The sequence below is a fragment of the Arthrobacter sp. V1I7 genome, assembly GCF_030817015.1.
In the GTDB taxonomy this organism is placed as follows: domain Bacteria; phylum Actinomycetota; class Actinomycetes; order Actinomycetales; family Micrococcaceae; genus Arthrobacter.
This window is the reverse complement of the sequence record NZ_JAUSYS010000001.1, coordinates 1,921,344-1,940,907: the sequence shown is the minus strand read 5'-3', so window position 1 is coordinate 1,940,907 and position 19,564 is coordinate 1,921,344. Positions and strand designations below refer to the sequence as shown.

The window sequence follows — 19,564 nt, the reverse complement described above, 5'->3', positions numbered from 1 at the left end:
CTATTACGTCATTTATCTGTGAGCTATTTCCGAAATTCCTGCTACAGTCTAGCCCAGACACAGGTAAGCCTTACCTAAATAGTCGAATTCCCCGTCACATCGTTTGAAAGCGACTTCGTGAAAACACGCATCCTTAAGCAGCTGAGTGCTGTCACCGCCGGTCTGGCCCTGCTGGCCACCGCGGCCTGCGGCGCCCCGGCCGCCACCACCGAAACCACCACCGCTGCCGCCGCATCGGCGGGATTCCCGCTGACCATGCAACACACCATGGGCTCGACCTCGATCGAGGCGGTCCCGAAGCGCGTCGTCGCACTGGACCCGAGCTACATCGATGCCGCCCTCCTGCTCGGCGCGGACCTGGTCGGCTACGTCCAGTACCGTCAGGACCCGAACGCGCCCTTCGCCCCGTACCTCGGTGACGTCGCGGACGCCACCAAGGACTCCGTCAATGTGGGCACCCTCGCTGAACCGAACCTGGAAAAAATCCTCGAGCTCAAGCCCGACCTGGTTGTCTCCGCCAAGGTCCGCCATGAGGCCCTCTACCCGCAGCTGTCCAAGATCGCCCCGACCATCTTCTCTGTGAGCACAGGCCCGACCTGGAAAGAGAACGTCGTCTTCCTCGGTGAGGCGCTGGGCAAAAAAGACAAGGCTGAAGAACTCGTCAAAGCCTACGAGGACCGCGCCCAGAAAGTCGGGGCCGACATTCTGGCCAAAAAACCGGACGCAACCTACTCGCTGGTCCGTTTCACCGGCGGCGATACCGCCCGCTTGTACTCGTCGAAGTCTTTCATCGGGGAAATCATGACGGACATGAGCATCCCGCGGCCCAAGGACGCCCCCGACAGCGACAAGGAAATCTTCGTGCCGCTCTCGGCCGAGCAGATCCTCCAGGGTGACGCGGGCCTGGTCATGGTCAGCGCGTTCACCCCGGCAGGCGCCGAAGGCGACAAGGCACGCGCCCAGCAGGAAAAGTTCGAATCGAACCCGCTGTGGCAGCGCCTGCAGGGTGAGGTCATTCATGTCGATGACGCGACCTTCCTGGCCTCCGTCAGCATCCAGGGCGCCCACGCCGTGATCACCGATCTGGCCAAGCGCTACGGCGTAGACCCGCGCCTGCCGTAACAGGACCGGAGGCGGCGGCCATATTCGGGAACCACAGCATCCAGTGGCCGCCGCCTGTGCCGCACCCCCAGCTCCAGGATCAGGGCATGACAGCACACCTCTCCGGCCCGCCAGCCAGCCTGTCCGGACAGGCCGTGCCGCCCGATAACCGCTTCAAAGCACCGCTTTAAAGCACTTTGTCAGCACCGCCCCAACCCCCGCCACAGAAAGCCGGTCCATGAGCTCCGCCGCCGTCCCCCCGGCTCACCCGCTCCGTGTGTTTGACGCCGTCGTCAACCGGGTTCAGGACATCAGCGCACATTTCCGCCGCATCACCTTCGCCGGCGCGGCACTGGACCGCTTCGGGGTGCCGGGACCGGCACTGGACCTGCGGATCAAGCTGCTTCTCCCCGTACCTGGGCATCAGCTGGCCCGGCCGGGAGCGCCGGACGGGCAATTGCACGAGGGCTGGTATCAGGACTGGCTCCGGGTCGAACAGCCAGGACGGGGCTGGATCCGCAGCTACACCGTCGGCGCTTTACGCACCACCGCCCAGGGTCGGGAACTGGACGTTGACTTTGTCATCCACCCCGACGATGCCGACTCCGGCGCCCCCGGCTCGAACTGGGCCAGGGCCGCCGCACCGGGCACCACCGCAGTCATCATCGGGCCCGACGACAAGGCCATCACCGGCGCCACCCCGCAGAGCGAAACCGGAATCAGATGGAACCCGCAAGGGGTGCGCCATGTGCTTCTGGCCGGGGATGAGACGGCTGTGCCCGCGATCAGTTCCATCCTCGAAACCCTGCCGGGGAACGTCAGCGGGCATGCGTTCCTGGAGGTCCAGGACTCCAGCGACTTCCGGGAGATCGGCACCGGATCCGCCGTCCGCATCACCTGGCTGGCCCGGACTCCATCAGATGCTCCCCGGGGTCACCTGCTGTATGCAGCCGTGCGGGCAGCCATTCCGGCTTCCCGCCCGACGGATTCAGGCTGCAAAGAAACCTGTGAACGGCACGCGGCACCCGGCCGGGCCGTCCCGCCTGGAATCCCGGCCGGGCGGCCAGACGGGGCAGTCATGTATGCCTGGATCGCGGCCGAAGCAGCCACCGTGAAGAACCTGCGCCGGTACCTCGTAAACCAGGTGGGACTGGACCCCAAACACTCCGAATTCCGAGGGTACTGGAGCCGGGGAAAGGCCGGCTCAGGAACCAACGGCACACCCATCAAGCAGGAACCGCGACCCCAACACCCGGGCGCAACCACCGGATAGCCGTCCGCCGGGCAACCCGGCAAACCGCCACCTCCGACGGCCGCCTCGTGCGCCGAACAACCTGTCCCGGTGATCGGCCAGGAACGCGAAAACGCTGCCCGGGGCCAGCAACTCCCCGGCCAGCGCTTCCACGACCAACAGCCTCCGCTACCTCTGCTCACGTCCTTGCATAAGACCAGTCTTAAGCACCATTCCGACAAGTCCAGCAGGCGCGCCTTAAACTCTCCAAATGCCGACTCAAATTGTTCAGCGCCCTCCTAGGCGCGGGCGTCCCGGATGGCCCGGTTCACGGCCGAGATGACCGCCTTGAGCGAAGCCGTGCTGGTGTTCGCGTCGATCCCGACGCCCCACAGCACCCGCTCCCCCACGGCGCATTCGACGTAGGCCGCGGCGAGGGCGCTGCCCCCTTCGGACAAGGCATGCTCGCTGTAGTCCAGCACCCGCACGTCGACGCCGTCCTCGCGCAGGATGCTCAGCAGCGCCGCGATCGGGCCGTTGCCCGTGCCGGTGCGGCGGACCTGGCTGCCGTCGACCTTGAGCGAAGCGGTCAGGGTCATCGACCCGTCCTCGTCCGTTTCGGTGCTGATCGCGCCAAGCGCATAACGGCCCCACTGGGTGTCGGCAGCCGTGGAGGGCAGGTACTCGTCCTGGAAGACCTGCCACAGCTGGGCGCCGCTGACTTCGCCGCCGGCCGTGTCGGTCTGCTTCTGGATGACCCCGGAGAACTCGATCTGGGCCCGGCGCGGCAGGTCCAGGTTGTGCTCATTCTTCAGCAGGTAGGCGACGCCGCCCTTACCGGACTGCGAGTTGACCCGGATGACGGCCTCGTAGCTGCGGCCCAGGTCCTTCGGGTCGACCGGCAGGTACGGAACCTGCCAGGTGAAGTCGGCGACCTCCTTGCCGGCGGCGGCAGCCTCCTTCTCGAGCGCTTCCAGGCCCTTCTTGATGGCGTCCTGGTGCGAGCCGGAGAAAGCGGTGAAGACGAGGTCGCCGCCGTAGGGCGCGCGCTCGGCCACCGGCAGCTGGTTGCAGTACTCCACGGTCCGGCGGATTTCGTCGATATCGGAGAAGTCGATCATCGGGTCGATGCCCTGGACGAACATGTTCAGGCCCAGGGTCACGAGGTCCACATTGCCGGTCCGCTCGCCGTTGCCGAAGAGGCAGCCTTCGATCCGGTCCGCGCCGGCCAGGTAGCCCAGTTCGGCGGCAGCCACTCCGGTGCCACGGTCATTGTGCGGGTGCAGGGACAGGATGATGCCTTCCCGCGGGTGCAGGTGCCGGCTCATCCACTCGATGGAGTCGGCGTAGACGTTGGGGGTGGCCATTTCGACGGTGGCCGGCAGGTTGATGATGACCTGGCGGTCGGCCGAGGCCTCAAACACATCCGCGATGGCGTTGCAGACCCGGACGGCGTACGCCAGCTCGGTCCCGGTGAAGGATTCCGGCGAGTACTCGTAGGTGATGTGGGTGTCCGCGAGGGTCTCCTCGTACTTCCTGCACAGCCGTGCGCCCTGCAGGGCGATGTCCAGGATACCGTCCTCGTCCTGGTTGAAGACGACCCGGCGCTGCAGGACCGACGTCGAGTTGTACAGGTGCACGATCGCCTGCCTGGCCCCGACCAGCGACTCGTAAGTCCGCTCGATCAGGTGCTCGCGGGCCTGGGTCAGCACCTGGATGGTGACGTCATCGGGGATGTGGTTTCCCTCGATCAGCTGCCGGACGAAGTCGAAATCGGTCTGCGAGGCGGACGGGAATCCGACTTCGATCTCCTTGTAGCCCATCCGGACCAGCAGGTCGAACATCTTCATCTTGCGGGCCGGGCTCATCGGATCGATCAGCGCCTGGTTGCCGTCGCGGAGGTCAACGGCGCACCAGCGCGGGGCCTTGGTGATGACCTTGTCAGGCCAGGTGCGGTCCGGCATTTCCACCGTGATCATGTCCTGGAAAGGGACGTATCGGTGGACGGGCATTCCTGAGGGCTTCTGTGCGTTTCGCATTACTATCGGGGCCTTTTCTGTGAATCCTGATGAAAGGGAGGCCGGGCAACACAAACTCCGCAGCGAGGGTAGGCCTTGCGCTAGATCGCGTCTGAAGCCTCGCCGCGGCAGCTAAGAAGGAGCAGTTCTGCGCGCACCATTTCACAGTAACACGCGTGCGTAAGATGAAGGAGCCAGACTTTCCTAACGTCCACCATGCAGACCCGGTGCCGGCGCCAGCGCCGTTTCGGGCTGCCTCTCAGAGGAGCATCCGTGCCACTTTCGGGGATCGACCTGTCCACCATAGACACCAGCGTCCGGCCGCAGGACGACCTGTACCAGCACGTCAACGGCGCCTGGCTCAAGAGCACCGAGATCCCGGATGACCGCCCCCTGGAGGGGACATTCACGGCGTTGCGTGACGGCTCCGAACTCGCCGTCAAGGAGATCATCGAGGACGCCGCCGCCCGGAACGGGGAAGCCACGGGTATCGAGCGGAAAATCGGCGGGCTCTACAACAGCTTCATGGACGAAGCCGCGGTGGAGGCCAAGGGTTTGGAACCGGTACGGGCGCGGTTGGCCGCGGTGTCTGCGACGGCGTCCGTTGCCGAGCTCGTGGCCTTGGCCGGACGGCTGTTCCGTGCGGACGTGGGTGGCCTTTTCTACATCTATCCCGCTCCCGACGCCGGAAACCCGGACCGGATCCTTTTGTATACCGGCCAGGGCGGGCTGGGCCTGCCGGACGAGTCCTACTACCGCGAAGAGAAGTTCGCCCCGATGGTCGAGGCCTACCGCGGGCATGTAAAGACGATGTTCGGCCTGGCCGGCCTCGCCGATCCGGAAGCCGCCGCCGGCCGGGTGGTGGAGCTGGAAACCGCTCTGGCGTCGTACCACTGGGACAACGTCACGCTGCGCAACCCGCAGAAGACGTACAACCTCAAGTCCGCCGAGGAGGCCGCGCAGCTCTTCCCGCTGCTGGCGGACTGGTTCGACGCTGCCGGAATCGCCCCGGACAAGCGCGCCGAACTTGTCGTGAGCACCCCGGACTTCTTCACCGGAGCGGCGTCCCTGCTGGACACGGTGCCGCTGGCCAGCTGGCAGGAATGGCTCGCCATGAGGGTCATCAGCGCGGCCGCTCCGTACCTGTCGGCCGCAGTCGTGGATGCCAACTTCGCCTTTTACGGCACCACCCTCAGCGGCACGCCACGCAACAAGGACCGCTGGAAGCGCGGCGTCGCCGTCGTCGAGGCCGCGCTCGGCGAGGCCGTCGGCCAGATCTACGTGGCCCGGCATTTCCCGGAATCCCACAAGGCCCGCATGCAGTCGCTGGTCTCAAACCTGATCGAAGCGTACCGGGAGTCCATCACCGGGCTGGGCTGGATGGGCGAGGAAACCAAGCAGGAGGCGCTCAAGAAGCTCGACTCCTTCCGGGCCAAGATCGGCTACCCGGACAAGTGGATCGACTATTCCGCCGTGGAGATCGATCCGTCCGACCTGCTGGGCAACGTGGAGCGTGCCCACAGCGCCGACGTCGACCGCCACCTGGACGAGGTGGGCAAGCCGGTGGACCGCGAGAAATGGCTGATGACACCGCAGACCGTCAATGCCTACTACCACCCGCTGCTCAACGAGGTCGTGTTCCCGGCGGCCATCCTGCAGCCGCCGTTCTTCACCGCCGACGCCGACGACGCCGTCAACTACGGCGGGATCGGGGCTGTGATCGGCCACGAGATCGGCCACGGCTTCGACGACCAGGGCTCCCAGTACGACGGCAGCGGACTGCTCCGGAACTGGTGGACCGAGGGTGACCGCACCGCGTTCGAGGCGCTGACCACGAAGCTCGTGGCACAGTTCGACGCGCTCTCCCCGAACGCCGCTCCCGGGCACCATGTCAACGGGAAGCTGACCCTGGGCGAGAACATCGGCGACCTCGGCGGCCTGACCATCGCGTATAAGGCGTACCTGATCAGCCTGGCCGGACAGGAACCGCCGGTGCTGGACGGATTCACCGGCGTCCAGCGTTTTTTTGCGTCCTGGGCTGCCGGCTGGCGGCAGGTCATGCGGACTGAGGAAGCGATCCGCCGCCTCGCCACGGACCCGCACTCCCCCAACGAGTTCCGCACCAACCAGATCGCCATGAACCTCGATGCATTCCACGAGGGCTTCGGCGTGACTGCACAGGACGGCATGTGGATGCCGCCGGCGGAGCGGGTCAGTATCTGGTAGGAATGCGCCGTCCGGCCACCCCAGCGCCTGGTCAGCGCGTGATCAGCGCCGGGTTGGCCTGCTGGCACACGGTGTCCCCGGCCGTCTGGTTGACGATGTCCGGCGGCAGCGCAACGGGGGGGTTTCCGGTGGCGGCGCCGCCGACACGGTCGCTGCCCAGATAGACCTGGACGCCCGGAACGGTGGCAACCGGCAGCACCTGGGCGGCGGGAACTCCCAGCAGCGCGGCAACGTCCGCGGCCACGTCGCCGTACCCCGCACCGTAGTAGACAGCGGTGGTGGCGACCGGCCGGGCCGTGAGCTGGGCCAGCTGGGTGAACCCCCCGGTCATGAGCGACTGCATGATCTCGGCGGAGCGGGCCGGCACGCCGGAGCCGTTGGCCACGGTGACAGGCTGCGAGGCCTTGTCGTAGGCGGGGGCCGTCTCGCTGGCCGTCGGTGCAGCGCTGGCGCCCGGATCGGCCGGGGACGCCGTCGGATTGGTCGGGGACGCCGTCGGGTTGGTCAGGTCGATGTCCTTGCGCATCGCGGCAAAGAGCTGGGAGGCGGCGGGCTCGGCCATCTGAAGGCGGTTCGGGTCGATCGCCGCCGGAACTGTCGGGACCGCCACAAACGCGACTTTCCCGACGTCGATGTCCTTCAGGCGGTTGCCCACGGCCAGGAGCGTCGGGATGGAGGCCAGGCCTTCGTTGACGGTGAGGTTCCTGGTGACGACATCGGCGATCTGGAGCATCTTCGCCGGGTTGCCGAGGGTGCCTTCGTCTTTCATCTTGCGCGTCAGCGAGGACAGGAAGCCCTGCTGGGCCTTGATCCGCCCGAGGTCGCCGCCGTCCGCGAAGGCGTGCCGGGTGCGCAGGAACGCCAGCGCCTGCTCGCCCTGCACCGCGGACGTGCCCTTCGGAAGCCGGAGCTGCGAATCGGGATCGAAGACCGCGTCGCTTATGCACACTTCCACGCCGCCCACCGCGTTGGAGAGTTCCTTGACCGCGTTGAAGTCGGCCATCATGAAGTGGTCGACTTCGAGGCCGGTGAGCTTGTTGACCGTGTCGACGGCGCAGCCGATGCCGGCTTCCGACATCGCCGCGTTGATCATGACATCCTGCTGCGCCGGATAGTCGGTCCGGGTCTCCTGGTCCCTGCATTTGGGGATGTCGACCAGCAGGTCGCGGGGGAAACTGACGACGTTCACACGCTTGTTGTCGGCCGAGATGTCCATCAGCATCATCACGTCCGAATGCCCGTAGCCTGTGGAGTCATCCGCCGTACCGTACTGCGAGTTCTTGCCGTCGCGCGTGTCCGAGCCGAGAATCAGGATCTGCATCCGGTCGTGGGATTCGTTCACGGCCCGCTCGGTCGTGCTGCTGCCCGCCCCCAGTGAAGCCTTGCTGATGTTGCCCTGCAGCCGGACCACCCAGTAGGCGCCAAAGGCCAGGACACCGACCAGGAGGACCGAGACCACCGCCGTGCCGATTTTCAGCCAGGCCGGCAACCGCCGGGGAATGCCCAGGTGCCGGGCCGGGCCGACGGCAGGATCGTCCGAGTGCCGGGCAGCGGCAACTGACCGAACCGGCGGTGTGGTGCCGTCTGCACGGTCTGGGCGGAGTCGAGCCACAGGTTAAGCCTTCTTTCACGAACGGGAGTCCGCCTATTTTAGTTTCCGTATCTGGGAAATCCCCGATGGCCGCTGCGAGCGGAGTGGCGGCCCGGCCGGAGTTCCTCTCCGGAGCGCGGCTCAGAAGCCGAGTTTCACCAGCTGCTTGGGATCGCGCTGCCAGTCTTTGGCGACCTTGACGTGCAAGTCGAGGTAGATGCGGGTGCCCAGCAGCGCCTCGATTCCCTTGCGTGCGGTGGTACCGACTTCACGGAGCCGGGCGCCGCCCTTGCCGATGATGATGGCCTTCTGCGAGGGCCGCTCGACATACACGTTGACCCGGACGTCGAGGAACGGGCTGTCCTCGGGCCGGCCTTCGCGGGGAACGATTTCGTCTACCACTACGGCCAGGGAGTGCGGCAATTCGTCGCGCACGCCCTCCAGCGCGGCTTCGCGGATCAGTTCGGCGACCATGACCGCTTCGGGCTCGTCCGTCAGGTGTCCGTCCGGGTACAGCGGCGGCGACGGCGGCATGTGGCTGATGAGCACATCCGCCACGGTTTCGACCTGGAAGCCGTCCGTCGCGGACACCGGAACGATGTCCTTCCAGCCGTCCTCGCCGAGGACCTCCCGGCCCAGGGCCGCCACGGCCAGGAGCTGCTCGGTGAGGGCCTGTCGGTCCACCGTGTCCGCCTTGGTCACAATCGCGATGATCGGCTTGTTGCCGACGGCGGCCAGCTGCGCGGCGATGAACTTGTCCCCCGGGCCGATCTTCTCGTTGGCCGGCAGGCAGAAGCCGATCGCGTCGACCTCGGCGAGGGTGTCGGCGACGAGTTCGTTGAGGCGCTTGCCGAGCAGCGTGCGCGGACGGTGCAGGCCGGGCGTGTCCACGAGGATCAGCTGGGCATCGTCCCGGTGGACAATGCCGCGGATGGTGTGCCGCGTCGTCTGCGGCTTCGCCGAGGTGATGGCGACCTTCTTGCCGACGAGGGCATTGGTAAGGGTGGATTTTCCGGCGTTGGGCCGGCCCACCAGCACCGAGAAACCGGCGCGATAGCCGCCGTAGGCCGCTTCGCCGTCGGACTTATTCTGCTTGCTCACGTGGTACTCCCTGCTGGATTGGTGCTGCCTCGCGGAGGAGGTCTTGAAGGTCAGTTTCTTCCTTTGGAACCGCGGAGGCAATGATGTGGCTTACCCGGTTCCGCCGGCCCTCCAGCCGGTCCGCGCGGAGGGACAGGCCGTGGACCTCGACCGTGCTGCCGACGATCGGCACCCGCCCGATGGCCTTGGCGAGCAGGCCACCCACGGTGTCCACCTCGTCGTCGTCGAGCTCGAGGTCGAACAGTTCGCCGAGGTCGTCGATGCTCATCCGCGCGCTCACCCGGTAGGTGCCGTCTCCGAGCGCCACCGCCTCCGCGCTTTCAGTATCGTACTCGTCGACGATCTCGCCGACGATTTCCTCGATCAGGTCCTCAAGGGTGACCAGCCCGGCCGTTCCGCCGTACTCGTCGATGACGATCGCGACGTGCGTCGATTCCTTCTGGAGTTCGCGCAGCAGCTCGCTGACCGGCTTGGAATCCGGCACGTAGCGAACCTCCCGGGCCAGGTCGTCGACGACCGGGGGTTCCACCCCGGGGCCCAGGTTGTGGAGGACCTCGGCCACGTCCTTGAGGTACACGATGCCGAGAATCTGGTCCGTGTTCTCGCCGATGACCGGAATCCGGGAATACCCGGAGCGCAGGAACAGCGACATGGCCCCGTGCAGGCTGGAGCCGCAGTCGATGAAGACGATGTCAGTCCGCGGCACCATGACGGAGCGGACGAGGGTGTCGCCGAAGTCGAAGACTGACTGGATCAGTTCCGCCTCGTTGTCCTCGATCACGTCGGATTCCGTGGCGCGGTCGACCAGTTCACGGAATTCCTCTTCACTGAAGAAGGCTTCGTCGTCCGCCGGCGCCCCGGGGGCCACCGCGCTGCCCACCAGGGCAAGCCATCCCGGAATGGGACCGAGCACTGCGCACAGGAAACGGATGAGCGGCGCCGCGAACCGGACCAGGCTGGCGGAGTGGACGCGGCCGAGTTGGCGGGGCGAGACGCCGACGATCACGAAGCCAAGCAGCGCCATGATGCCGGTGGCCGCCAGCCCTGCGAGCCAGACGTTGTCCAGGAGACTGGACAGCAGCACGGCCACGGCGACGGCAGAGGCCATCTCGAACCAGATCCGCCAGAATCTCAGGGCGCGCATGTGGGCGACAGGCTGTGCGAGGATGCGTTTCAGCGCCGTGCCATTGCGCTGCAGGACCGCCTGTTCAGCGTCGTGCCGGGGCAGGTAGTTGAACGCGGACTCCGCCGCGGTCAGCAGTGCGGCAAAGCTGAGGAACACCAACGCCATGCCGGCGAGGATCAGTGGGGTCACTGAATCGTCTCGGACGGGGCGTCCTTGCCGGTGAAGGCGGACAGCAGCTCGCGCTGGAGGCCGAACATTTCTTCCTTCTCTTCCGGTTCGGCATGGTCGAATCCGAGCAGGTGCAGGATGCCGTGCGTGGTGAGCAGCAGCATCTCGTCCTGGGTCGAGTGGCCGGCGTTCTTCGCCTGGACCTCTGCTACCTGCGGGCAGATGGCAATGTCGCCAAGCATGCCCTCTGGCGTCGGCTTGTCCGGTGTGCCCGGCGTCAGTTCGTCCATCGGGACGGACAGTACGTCGGTGGAACCGGGTTCATCCATCAGCTCGATGTGCAGCTTCTCCATGGCGGGCTCATCCACCAGCAGGATGGACAGCTCCGCCTGCGGGTGGATGAAGAGGCGTTCGAAAATGAACCTGGCGAGCGAGACCAGCTGGGATTCGTCGACCGCCACGCCGGATTCGTTGTTGACCTCGATGCTCATGGGTTCTCGCCCCGCTTTTCCCGGGTGACCGAGTGCTTGACCCGGTTTCTCTGGATGTCGTCCCAGATGCTGTAGGCATTGACGATGTCTCCCACCAGGCGGTGGCGGACGACGTCGGACGAGTCCAGGATGGTGAAGTTGACGTCCTCGATGCCCTGCAGAATCTCTTCCACGATCCGCAGCCCCGAACGTGTCCCGAACGGCAGGTCCACCTGGGTGATATCACCGGTGACCACCATTTTGGAGCCGAAGCCGAGCCGCGTGAGGAACATCTTCATCTGTTCGGGCGTGGTGTTCTGGGCCTCGTCCAGAATGATGAAGGCGTCGTTGAGGGTCCGGCCGCGCATGTAGGCCAGGGGCGCGACTTCAATGGTGCCGGCGGCCATCAGGCGCGGAATGGACTCGGGGTCCATCATGTCGTGCAGGGCATCGTAGAGCGGGCGCAGGTACGGGTCGATCTTGTCGCTGAGGGTGCCGGGCAGGAATCCGAGCCGCTCCCCCGCTTCGACGGCAGGGCGCGTCAGGATGATGCGGGTGACTTCCTTCTGCTGCAGCGCCTGGACGGCCTTGGCCATGGCCAGGTACGTCTTGCCGGTGCCGGCAGGCCCGATCCCGAAGATCACGGTGTTGGCGTCAATGGCGTCCACGTAGTTCTTCTGGTTCAGCGTCTTCGGCCGGATGGTCTTTCCGCGGCTGGAAAGGATGTTGTGGGTGAGCACATCCACCGGGTTCTGCAGCGACTGGCTCCGGAGCAGGGACACGAGCTGCTGCAGCACGGCGGGGGTGATGACCGTACCCCGGGAGACGAGGCCGCGCACTTCGTTGAGCAGCCGCATGATCCGGGGGACATCGGCGGACGGCCCGCTGATCGAGAGCTCATTGCCGCGGACATGGAAGTCCACGGCCGGGAACTGGGTCTCAATGTAACGCAGGGCTTCGTCATGACTGCCGAGGGACTGGACCATCTGGTCGGAGTTGTCGAACAGGACCACCTCCGTCCGCAACCCGGGGAGGGAGTGTGGGAATTCGCCTGCGGGGCGCTCTCCGGCGCCGATCCGGGCTTTACTGTTCGCTGCTTCAGTCATGGTGTCGGCCCGCGGGCCTCTGGTCCCCTCCAGTCGGGAATGGTCTGTCCCCCTGATCCGGCCCGACGGCGGTGCTCGCCTTCCGGTCCCGGGTTCAGCGGGTCCTTCCATCTTACGCCAGCGCCGGGCGGCCCATGCGACGGCAGCGCCGGGAAATGCCGGCCACCGGCGGGCCGCATTTCCCGGCCTTAGATATCAACTTCGTATCGGCCTCATATCGTTCCCGTTGCAGTTCCGCTGGCCGGCCCCAAACCGCCATGCTGCGCGGGGACCGTATGCCATGCTGGGAATCGGCCGCCCGGCGGGAGTAATCCCGGCGGGGTGGCTGACCATGGCGGGGGCTGGTCATTTCGGTCAGGGCGAAGGAAGGAAGCAGCCATCAGGCAGCGTGGAACCAGTTCGAAGCCAGCCGGCGGGCGGCGCATGCGTCCGGGCGCGCTGCTGCTGGTGCTGCCCGCGGCGTTTCTCCTGTCCGGCTGCGTCGCCACTCCCCAGCCCGGCGTCACCACTGCGAATACCCCCTCCCAGTTCCAGTCGGGTCCGGCCGCGCCCGGAGCGCCGACGACGAGCGCTCCGCTGGAAACCACCCAGGCCTCCAACAAGGCTCCCGTGTACTGGATCGGCCGGAGCAATGACAGCATGTTCCTCTACCGCGAGTTCCGGGACGTTCCGGAGCAGGACAACCCCGTCACCCGCGCGCTCCGGGTCATGATGTCCGAGAAGCCGCTCGATCCGGACTTCTTCACCCCCTGGCAGAATCCCAAGAAGATCGCCACCTCCATCTCCGGCAAGAACGTCATCACCGTGGACCTTTCGGATGACGCCTTCAACAGCAACGTGGACGCGGCGATGGCCGAACGCGCGGTCCAGCAGCTCGTGTACACCGCAACAGCAGCCGGTGCCAGCGCTGGGCTGATCGACGCCGGGCAGCAGATCCAGGTCGTGGTGCTCGTCGACGGTCATACGGACTATGTCGCGTTCAACCATGTCCGCCTCGGATCGCCGACCTCCCGCAGCTCCGGCATGGTTGCCCCGGTCTGGATCATCGACCCCCAGGAAGCCACCTCGCTGGAGGACGGCGCGGTCAAGATCAGCGGCAGGAGCACCGTCCCGGGCGGGCAGCTCCGCTGGGAGATCTTGCGGATCGACGGAACCGTCAAGACGAGCTACCTGAACGGGACCGTGACCGCGTCCACCGATGCAACCCAGTCCGGGCTGTTCACCCTCCCGGTGAACCTGGGTCCGGGGAACTACGAGGTGAGGGTGTCCCAGCTTCAGGACGGCAACCCGTCCCAGGACCTCAACGTCGACACCCGCGGCTTCACGGTCAGGTAGCGACCAGCGGCCGTTATCCGGGGCGTCAAGCTGCGGCGCGCGGCGCCCGCGGGAGCGCCGCTACCAGCGGCCCAGGATGTCGCTTGCCAGCACGGTTGCGGCCGGGCCGGCGGTGGACGAGCGCAGCACGTGATGCCCGAGCAGCGCGGTGACGGCACCGGCGTCGCACAGTCTCGTCACCTCACGGGGGCTGATGCCGCCTTCCGGGCCGACGATCAGCAGCACCTCCCGGGCGGCCTCCGGCGCGCCGGCGGACCCCGCATCGGTGTTTGTGCCGGCTGCTGCCCGCCAGGACTCCAGCACCTGCCGCAGCGGACGCACGGCATCCTCGTGCAGGATGACGGCCAGACCTGCTGCGGCGACAGCCGCCTGCAGCCCGGCGCCGTCGACGGCCGGGCGGACCTCCGGGATCCAGGCGCGGCGTGCCTGCTTGGCGGCTGCCGTGACCACTGATTGCCACTTGGCATGGGCCTTCGCCGCCCGTTCGGCCTTCCAGCGGACGATGGAGCGTTCCGCCTGCCACGGGACGACGGCGTCGATCCCCAGTTCGGTGGCGGTTTCGGCCGCCTGTTCGTCCCGGTTGCCCTTCGCGAGGGCCTGCACCAGCACCAGCCGGATGTCCGGCCGCGGTTCCGCGTTCAGCCGGGCGCACTCCACCGTCAGCTCGCCGGACGCGACGGCGGCCACGGATCCCGTGAGCCGCTTGCCGGCGCCGTCTGCGATATCCACCGTTTCACCCACGGCGAGGCGCTTTACCGTGACCGCGTGGCGGGCCTCAGGGCCGTCCAGGACAAAGAGGGAACCGGGGACCTGCTGGTCCAGGGTTCCCGGGGCGGTGAAGAAGACCGGGTTGCTCACCGCTACAGGTTACCGAGCCGGTCCCGGAGCTTGGCGAAGACTCCGCCGCCCGCAGCGAGCTTTCCTTCGGTGAACTGTTCGCCGCGCAGTTTCGCCAACTGCCGGAGCAGGTCCTCCTGGGCGGCGTCGAGCCTCGCCGGGGTTTCGACCTGAAGGTGGACCTTGAGATCGCCGCGGCCGTAACCGCGCAGGTGGGTGACGCCGAGTCCGCGCAGGGTGATGACCTCGCCGGACTGGGTGCCGGCCTTCACGTCGATTTCCTGCTGGCCGTCGAAGGTGTCGAGGGTCAGTTCGGTGCCGAGCGCGGCGGCCGTCATCGGAATGTTCAGGCTCGCGTGCAGGTCGTCGCCGTCGCGCACGTAGCTGGCGTCGTTGTTGACCCTGATCTCCACGTAGAGGTCGCCGGCGGGGCCGCCGGCGGGGCCCGCCTCGCCCTGCCCGGAGAGCTGGATGCGGGTGCCGGTGGCGACGCCGGCCGGGACCTTCACGGTGAGGGTCCGGCGGCTGCGGATCCGGCCCTGGCCGGCGCACTCGTTGCAGGGATCCTTGATGACGGTGCCGAAGCCTTCGCAACTGCCGCAGGGTGCGGTCGTCATGACCTGGCCCAGGATGGACCGGACGGCACGTTGGACCTGGCCGCTGCCGCCGCAGATGTCGCAGCGCACCGGGTGGGTGCCTGACCGGCAGCAGGAGCCCGCACAGGTGGGGCACGTGACGGCGGTGTCCACTTCGAGCTTCTTGTTCACGCCGAACACCGCGTCGCGGAGCTCGATCCGGACGCTGATCAGCGCATCCTGCCCGCGGCGCACCCGGGAGGAGGGACCGGCCTGGCCGCCGGCGCCGAAGAAGGTGTCGAAGATGTCCTGGAAGGCGAAGCCCTGGCCGGCGTAGCTGCCGCCGCCGAAGCCGTTATCGGTGCCGTTCTCGTTGCCGGTGGTGTCGTAGACCCGGCGTTTCTGCGGATCGGAGAGGACCTCATAGGCGTGGGTGACGGCCTTGAAACGGTCTGAAGCGTCGTCGCCCGGGTTCACATCGGGGTGCAGGGTCCGCGCAAGCTTGCGGTAAGCCTTCTTGATCTCTTCCCCGGTTGCTTCGCGGGAGACTCCAAGAACGTCGTAGTGGCTGCTCAAAGTTCGTATCTCTTCCTGGTTGTACTGCCTGTTTGGGGGCAAGAAGTCTGGTCAACAGCGGCACGTCGGCCTGCTGCGTGGACGGTCAGGGCCCGAGGATCCGGGAAAGGTAGCGGGCCACCGCACGGACGGCGGCCATCGTGGTCGGATAGTCCATCCGGGTCGGACCCAGCACGCCGACCTTCGCGGTGGCGTCCGGGCCGTAGCCGGTGGCCACCACCGAGGCCTCGGCGAGCCCGTCGTAGGGGTTCTCCCGGCCGATGCTGACGGTCACCCTGCGGGGATCCGCCGCCATGTCGCTGAGCAGGCGGAGCATCACCACTTGCTCTTCGAGGGCTTCCAGCACCGGGCCGATGCTCAGCGGAAAGTCCACGTTGGAGCGGGCCAGGTTTGCCGTGCCGGCCATGACGATCCGCTCTTCGCGGCTGCTCGTGGCCACTGCTTCGAGACCCCGGGCCAGCGCCTGGGCCGCGGTGCGCCGTGCCGGCGGGCAGCTGGCGATCACGGACTGCAGTGACTGCGGCAGCAGGTTCAGCGACGTCCCGGACAGGCTGGCCAGGAACCGCGTCCGGAGTTCCGCGACGGCCTCGTCCGGAAGGTCCTGGCCGACGTCGATCACCCGCTGCTCCACCTTGCCGGTGTCCGCAATCAGGACCACCAGCACCTTCCGTGGTGCCAGCAGGACGAATTCGACATGCCGGACCTTGGCGCGGCTCAGATGCGGATACTGCACGACGGCGACCTGGTTGGTCAGCTGCGCAAGGAGCCGCACGGTCCGGTCCAGGACGTCGTCCAGGTCGTCGGAACCTTCCAGCAGGGCCTGGATGGCCCGGCGTTCCGCCGGAGAGAGGGGTTTGACGGCGGAAATCTGGTCCACGAAGAGCCGGTAGCCCTTGTCCGTGGGAATCCGTCCGGCGCTCGTGTGCGGGGCCGTGATGAGGCCTTCGTCTTCCAGCGCTGCCATGTCATTGCGGATGGTGGCGCTGGACACGCCGAGGTGGTGCCGTTCCACGAGGGCTTTGGAGCCAACGGGTTCGCGGGAATGGACGTAGTCCTCCACGATGGCGCGCAGCACTTCCAGTTTGCGTGGTTCGCTCACGCTCCACCTCCAATCGGCTTTCCCGCATACGGTGCCGCCCGGTCCGGCCGCGCCTGGCTGGCGGTCCGCAGAGAGCAGGGTTAGCACTCGACATGCCTAAGTGCTAACCAGTCTAATATGAGTCGCCGCGTTGTTAGCATTGGATTCGCTCCAGGCGTTGTTCCCGGGGCGGGTGTTTTCGGGCACAGCCCGCCGTGTCACTCCAAGCGCAAGGCAGTGTGTAACAGATGTCGTACCAGAACTGGGGACCGCAGGACCTGTCCGCCCCCGCCAAGTCCCGGCTGCCCGAAGTCCCGGTGGAACGCGGGATGGTGCTTGAGGAGGTCCAGTCCGGCTGGGTCGGCGCCGTCACCCGGGTCGAGAAGTCCGGCGGGATGCATGTGGTGGCACTGGAGGACCGCCGCGGCAAGTCGCGGTCCTTCCGGCTCGGCTTCGGCTTCCTGCTGGAGGGCCAGCCGGTCCGGCTGATGCCACCGGCCCCAAGGCCGGCCCGGGCCCCGGCCGGAGGCCGCACCGCCTCCGGATCGGTCCGGGTCGACGGCCAGCGCGCCCAGGTGGCCAAGGCCAGCCGCATCTGGGTGGAGGGAAAGCACGACGCCGAGCTGGTGGAAAAGGTCTGGGGCGACGATCTCCGGGTGGAAGGCATCGTCGTCGAGCCGCTGCACGGCATTGACGACCTCTCCGCCGCCGTCGCGGCGTTCCACCCTGGCCCCGGACGCCGCCTCGGCGTACTCGTGGACCATCTGGTGCCCGATTCCAAGGAATCCCGGATCGCCGACGCGGTGATGGCGACCCCCGGCGCGGCCGGGAACGTCCTGATCGTCGGCCATCCGTACGTGGACGTCTGGCAGGCCATCCGGCCCGCGGTTCTGGGAATCGAGAAGTGGCCGGTGATCCCCCGCGACACGGACTGGAAAACCGGCATCCTGACGGCCTTCGGCTGGCCGCACAGCACGAAGGAGGATATCGGCCTGGGCTGGCAGAAGCTCCTCGGCGCCGTCCGCAGCTACGCGGATCTGGAGGCCTCCCTGCTGGGCCGCGTGGAAGAGGTCATCGATTTCCTGACGGTTCCATGAGGTCCCGATCCTTGATTCGGCCTCCGAGCAAGTATTCTGGGATCGGCGGCTGCGCATCCGGCGCGGCCCCGCAGCTCCAGGCAACGACGCATCACAGCAATCCGAAGGACGAAACCGTGGCAGATGACGCACGCGAACACACGGGCAACCAGGCCGGCCATGGCCAGCCCCCGTACCATGGCGTTCCCGCCAACGCGCTGCCGCTGACGGCCAGCGAGGATCGGCAGTGGGCCACGCTCGCGCACTTCGGCGGCATCCTCGGCTGCGTACCTTCACTGCTGATCTACCTGATCTTCAAGGACCGTGGCCCGTTTACGGCGCAGGAGTCCAAAGAAGCCCTCAACTTCACGCTGCCGCCGACGATCGCCGCCGTGGTCGCGAACCTGCTGGTCTTCGTCCCCGTGGTGGGAAACATCTTCGCGGTCCTCGCCACGGTGATCTGGATTGCGGTCACCTGCTTTTCCGTCGCGGCGGGCATCCACGTCAACCGCGGCCAGCCGCACCGCTACGACTTCAACCTGCGCTGGATCAAATAGCGCGCAGGGCGCCGCAGCGGCGCAGTCCGGCGCGTAGGTCCGGCCTCCAGCGGCCCTGTCTGGTCAGTCCGGTCTGCTGAGTCCGGCCCGGTCAGTCCGGCAGGATCCTGCGGACCACGGCATCGGCGAGCAGCCGGCCCTTGAGCGTGAGCACCAGCCGGCCCTTGAATGCCGCCGCCGGCTCCACCAGGCCGTCGGCAATCAGCCCCGCCACCGAGTGCCGGCCGGTGTCCCCCGGACCGCCCAGGCTGTTGATCTCCAGCCCGGTGTTCAGCCGCGCTTCGAGCATGACGCGCTCCACGGTGCGGGTCTCCGAGTCGAGGGTTTCCCGCCCGGCGGCCGGTGAGAGCCCGGAACCCAGCCGGTTCGCGTAGGCGGTCGGGTGCTTGACGTTCCACCAGCGGACGCCGCCCACATGTGAGTGCGCCCCCGGGCCGATCCCCCACCAGTCGTCACCCCGCCAGTACGCGAGGTTGTGGCGGCAGGCCTGTTCAGGCGTGCGGGCCCAGTTACTGACTTCGTACCAGCCGAGGCCGGCGGCCGAAATGAGCTGGTCGGCGAGTTCATACTTGGCGGCGTGATCGTCGTCGTCGATCCCCGGCACTTCCCCGCGGCGGATCTGGGCGGCGAGCTTGGTGCCTTCCTCGACGATCAGCGCGTAGGCGCTGATGTGGTCCGGGCCGTAGGACAGCGCCGTCTCCAGCGAATAGCGCCAGTCCTCCAGCGACTCCCCCGGGGTCCCGTAGATCAGGTCGAGGCTGACCGCCAGGCCTGCTTCCCGTGCCCACCGGACCACCTGCGGCACGCGGCTGGGGGTGTGCGTCCGGTCGAGGACCTTCAGCACGTGGGGGACCGCCGATTGCATGCCGAACGAGACGCGGGTGAAGCCGGCGTCGGCGAGCAGCTGCAGGGATTCGGGGGTGACCGAGTCGGGGTTGGCTTCCGTGGTGACCTCGGCGCCGGGCGCGAGGCCCCAGGCCGAGATCGCGGCGGTCAGGATACGCGCCAGGTCCTCGGCGGGCAGCAGCGTGGGCGTCCCGCCGCCGAAGAAGACCGTTCCGAGCGGACGCGCTGGCAGGCCACTGTTGGTCAGTGCCCGGGCGGCGAAGTCAATCTCTGCGATGGCCGTGCCGGCGTAGGCGTCCTGTGACGCCCCGCCGCCGAGCTCTGTGGCGGTGTAGGTGTTGAAGTCGCAGTAGCCGCAGCGGACGGCGCAGAACGGGATGTGAACGTAGAGCCCGAAGGCCCGCCCGGCGGCGCCCTCCAGCGCCTGGGCGGGCAACAGCCCGTCCGGCGGCGCCGGGTCGCCCAGCGGAAGAGCGCTAGGCATGGGACCCGCCCGGCTGATTTTGGACAGTTCTAACCGACACTGCTACTTCTTGTCTAACCGAC

At 67.2% G+C, this 19,564-nt stretch carries 16 protein-coding genes; 6 read left to right on the top strand and 10 right to left on the bottom strand.

Annotated features, from left to right (window positions below; translation table 11 throughout):
- Window positions 1-117 precede the first annotated feature (117 nt).
- A complete protein-coding gene (locus QFZ69_RS09045; protein ID WP_306917454.1) occupies window positions 118-1,122 on the top strand; it encodes an ABC transporter substrate-binding protein in 1,005 nt (334 codons plus the stop codon).
- Window positions 1,123-1,339: 217 nt separating this feature from the next.
- On the top strand, window positions 1,340-2,374 hold the full coding sequence (locus tag QFZ69_RS09040; RefSeq protein ID WP_306917452.1) for a siderophore-interacting protein: 1,035 nt from the start codon (window positions 1,340-1,342) through the stop codon (window positions 2,372-2,374).
- Window positions 2,375-2,631: 257 nt separating this feature from the next.
- Here the strand turns inward: QFZ69_RS09040 and leuA are convergent, their stop codons facing one another.
- On the bottom strand, window positions 2,632-4,371 hold the full coding sequence (gene leuA / locus QFZ69_RS09035) for a 2-isopropylmalate synthase (RefSeq protein ID WP_306917450.1): 1,740 nt from the start codon (window positions 4,369-4,371) through the stop codon (window positions 2,632-2,634).
- Window positions 4,372-4,623: 252 nt separating this feature from the next.
- Here leuA and QFZ69_RS09030 point away from each other — a divergent pair, with 252 nt between their 5' ends.
- Window positions 4,624-6,576 (top strand): M13 family metallopeptidase, encoded by a 1,953-nt coding sequence (locus QFZ69_RS09030; protein WP_306917448.1) that lies wholly within the window; start codon window positions 4,624-4,626, stop codon window positions 6,574-6,576.
- A 31-nt stretch (window positions 6,577-6,607) separates the two neighbouring features.
- Here QFZ69_RS09030 and QFZ69_RS09025 read toward each other — a convergent pair whose 3' ends face one another.
- The 5 genes from QFZ69_RS09025 to QFZ69_RS09005 form a co-directional block, all read right to left on the bottom strand.
- Window positions 6,608-8,188: an LCP family protein gene (locus QFZ69_RS09025; protein ID WP_306917446.1), complete on the bottom strand. Its 1,581-nt coding sequence runs from the start codon at window positions 8,186-8,188 to the stop codon at window positions 6,608-6,610.
- A gap of 120 nt (window positions 8,189-8,308) precedes the next feature.
- A complete protein-coding gene (gene era, locus QFZ69_RS09020) occupies window positions 8,309-9,268 on the bottom strand; it encodes a GTPase Era (protein ID WP_264353894.1) in 960 nt (319 codons plus the stop codon).
- Window positions 9,252-10,583 carry a hemolysin family protein gene (locus QFZ69_RS09015; protein ID WP_306917444.1) on the bottom strand — a complete coding sequence of 444 codons (1,332 nt, stop codon included), beginning with the start codon at window positions 10,581-10,583 and terminating at the stop codon, window positions 9,252-9,254. Before QFZ69_RS09015 ends, era begins: the two co-directional genes overlap by 17 nt.
- The gene (ybeY, locus tag QFZ69_RS09010; RefSeq protein WP_306917441.1) at window positions 10,580-11,053 is read right to left on the bottom strand and encodes an rRNA maturation RNase YbeY; all 474 of its coding nucleotides are present in this window, start codon (window positions 11,051-11,053) and stop codon (window positions 10,580-10,582) included. Before ybeY ends, QFZ69_RS09015 begins: the two co-directional genes overlap by 4 nt.
- Entirely contained in the window at window positions 11,050-12,138 is a 1,089-nt protein-coding gene (locus QFZ69_RS09005; RefSeq protein WP_306917440.1) for a PhoH family protein, read from the bottom strand. Before QFZ69_RS09005 ends, ybeY begins: the two co-directional genes overlap by 4 nt.
- Window positions 12,139-12,561: 423 nt before the next feature.
- Here QFZ69_RS09005 and QFZ69_RS09000 point away from each other — a divergent pair, with 423 nt between their 5' ends.
- The gene (locus QFZ69_RS09000; protein WP_306917438.1) at window positions 12,562-13,473 is read left to right on the top strand and encodes a GerMN domain-containing protein; all 912 of its coding nucleotides are present in this window, start codon (window positions 12,562-12,564) and stop codon (window positions 13,471-13,473) included.
- 60 nt (window positions 13,474-13,533) lie between these two features.
- Here QFZ69_RS09000 and QFZ69_RS08995 read toward each other — a convergent pair whose 3' ends face one another.
- From QFZ69_RS08995 to hrcA, 3 genes are all read right to left on the bottom strand, one after another.
- Entirely contained in the window at window positions 13,534-14,331 is a 798-nt protein-coding gene (locus tag QFZ69_RS08995) for a 16S rRNA (uracil(1498)-N(3))-methyltransferase (protein ID WP_306917436.1), read from the bottom strand.
- 2 nt (window positions 14,332-14,333) lie between these two features.
- Window positions 14,334-15,461 (bottom strand): molecular chaperone DnaJ, encoded by a 1,128-nt coding sequence (dnaJ, locus tag QFZ69_RS08990; RefSeq protein WP_306917435.1) that lies wholly within the window; start codon window positions 15,459-15,461, stop codon window positions 14,334-14,336.
- Between the two features lie 85 nt (window positions 15,462-15,546).
- Entirely contained in the window at window positions 15,547-16,560 is a 1,014-nt protein-coding gene (gene hrcA / locus QFZ69_RS08985) for a heat-inducible transcriptional repressor HrcA (protein WP_306917432.1), read from the bottom strand.
- Between the two features lie 227 nt (window positions 16,561-16,787).
- Here hrcA and QFZ69_RS08980 point away from each other — a divergent pair, with 227 nt between their 5' ends.
- Entirely contained in the window at window positions 16,788-17,636 is an 849-nt protein-coding gene (locus QFZ69_RS08980; RefSeq protein WP_306917431.1) for a DUF3097 domain-containing protein, read from the top strand.
- Between the two features lie 116 nt (window positions 17,637-17,752).
- A complete protein-coding gene (locus QFZ69_RS08975; RefSeq protein ID WP_264353903.1) occupies window positions 17,753-18,172 on the top strand; it encodes a DUF4870 domain-containing protein in 420 nt (139 codons plus the stop codon).
- 91 nt (window positions 18,173-18,263) lie between these two features.
- Here the strand turns inward: QFZ69_RS08975 and hemW are convergent, their stop codons facing one another.
- Window positions 18,264-19,502 carry a radical SAM family heme chaperone HemW gene (hemW, locus tag QFZ69_RS08970; RefSeq protein ID WP_306917428.1) on the bottom strand — a complete coding sequence of 413 codons (1,239 nt, stop codon included), beginning with the start codon at window positions 19,500-19,502 and terminating at the stop codon, window positions 18,264-18,266.
- Between the last annotated feature and the right edge of the window lie 62 nt (window positions 19,503-19,564).

What these genes read in the sequence shown, in the direction of transcription:
- QFZ69_RS09040 (WP_306917452.1), top strand. Translation starts at nt 1,340, where the DNA reads ATGAGCTCCGCCGCCGTCCCCCCGGCTCACCCGCTCCGTGTGTTTGAC.
- QFZ69_RS08980 (WP_306917431.1), top strand. Translation starts at nt 16,788, where the DNA reads ATGTCGTACCAGAACTGGGGACCGCAGGACCTGTCCGCCCCCGCCAAG.
- ybeY (WP_306917441.1), bottom strand. Translation starts at nt 11,053, where the DNA reads ATGAGCATCGAGGTCAACAACGAATCCGGCGTGGCGGTCGACGAATCC.
- QFZ69_RS09000 (WP_306917438.1), top strand. Translation starts at nt 12,562, where the DNA reads ATGCGTCCGGGCGCGCTGCTGCTGGTGCTGCCCGCGGCGTTTCTCCTG.
- hemW (WP_306917428.1), bottom strand. Translation starts at nt 19,502, where the DNA reads ATGCCTAGCGCTCTTCCGCTGGGCGACCCGGCGCCGCCGGACGGGCTG.
- QFZ69_RS09005 (WP_306917440.1), bottom strand. Translation starts at nt 12,138, where the DNA reads ATGACTGAAGCAGCGAACAGTAAAGCCCGGATCGGCGCCGGAGAGCGC.
- leuA (WP_306917450.1), bottom strand. Translation starts at nt 4,371, where the DNA reads ATGCGAAACGCACAGAAGCCCTCAGGAATGCCCGTCCACCGATACGTC.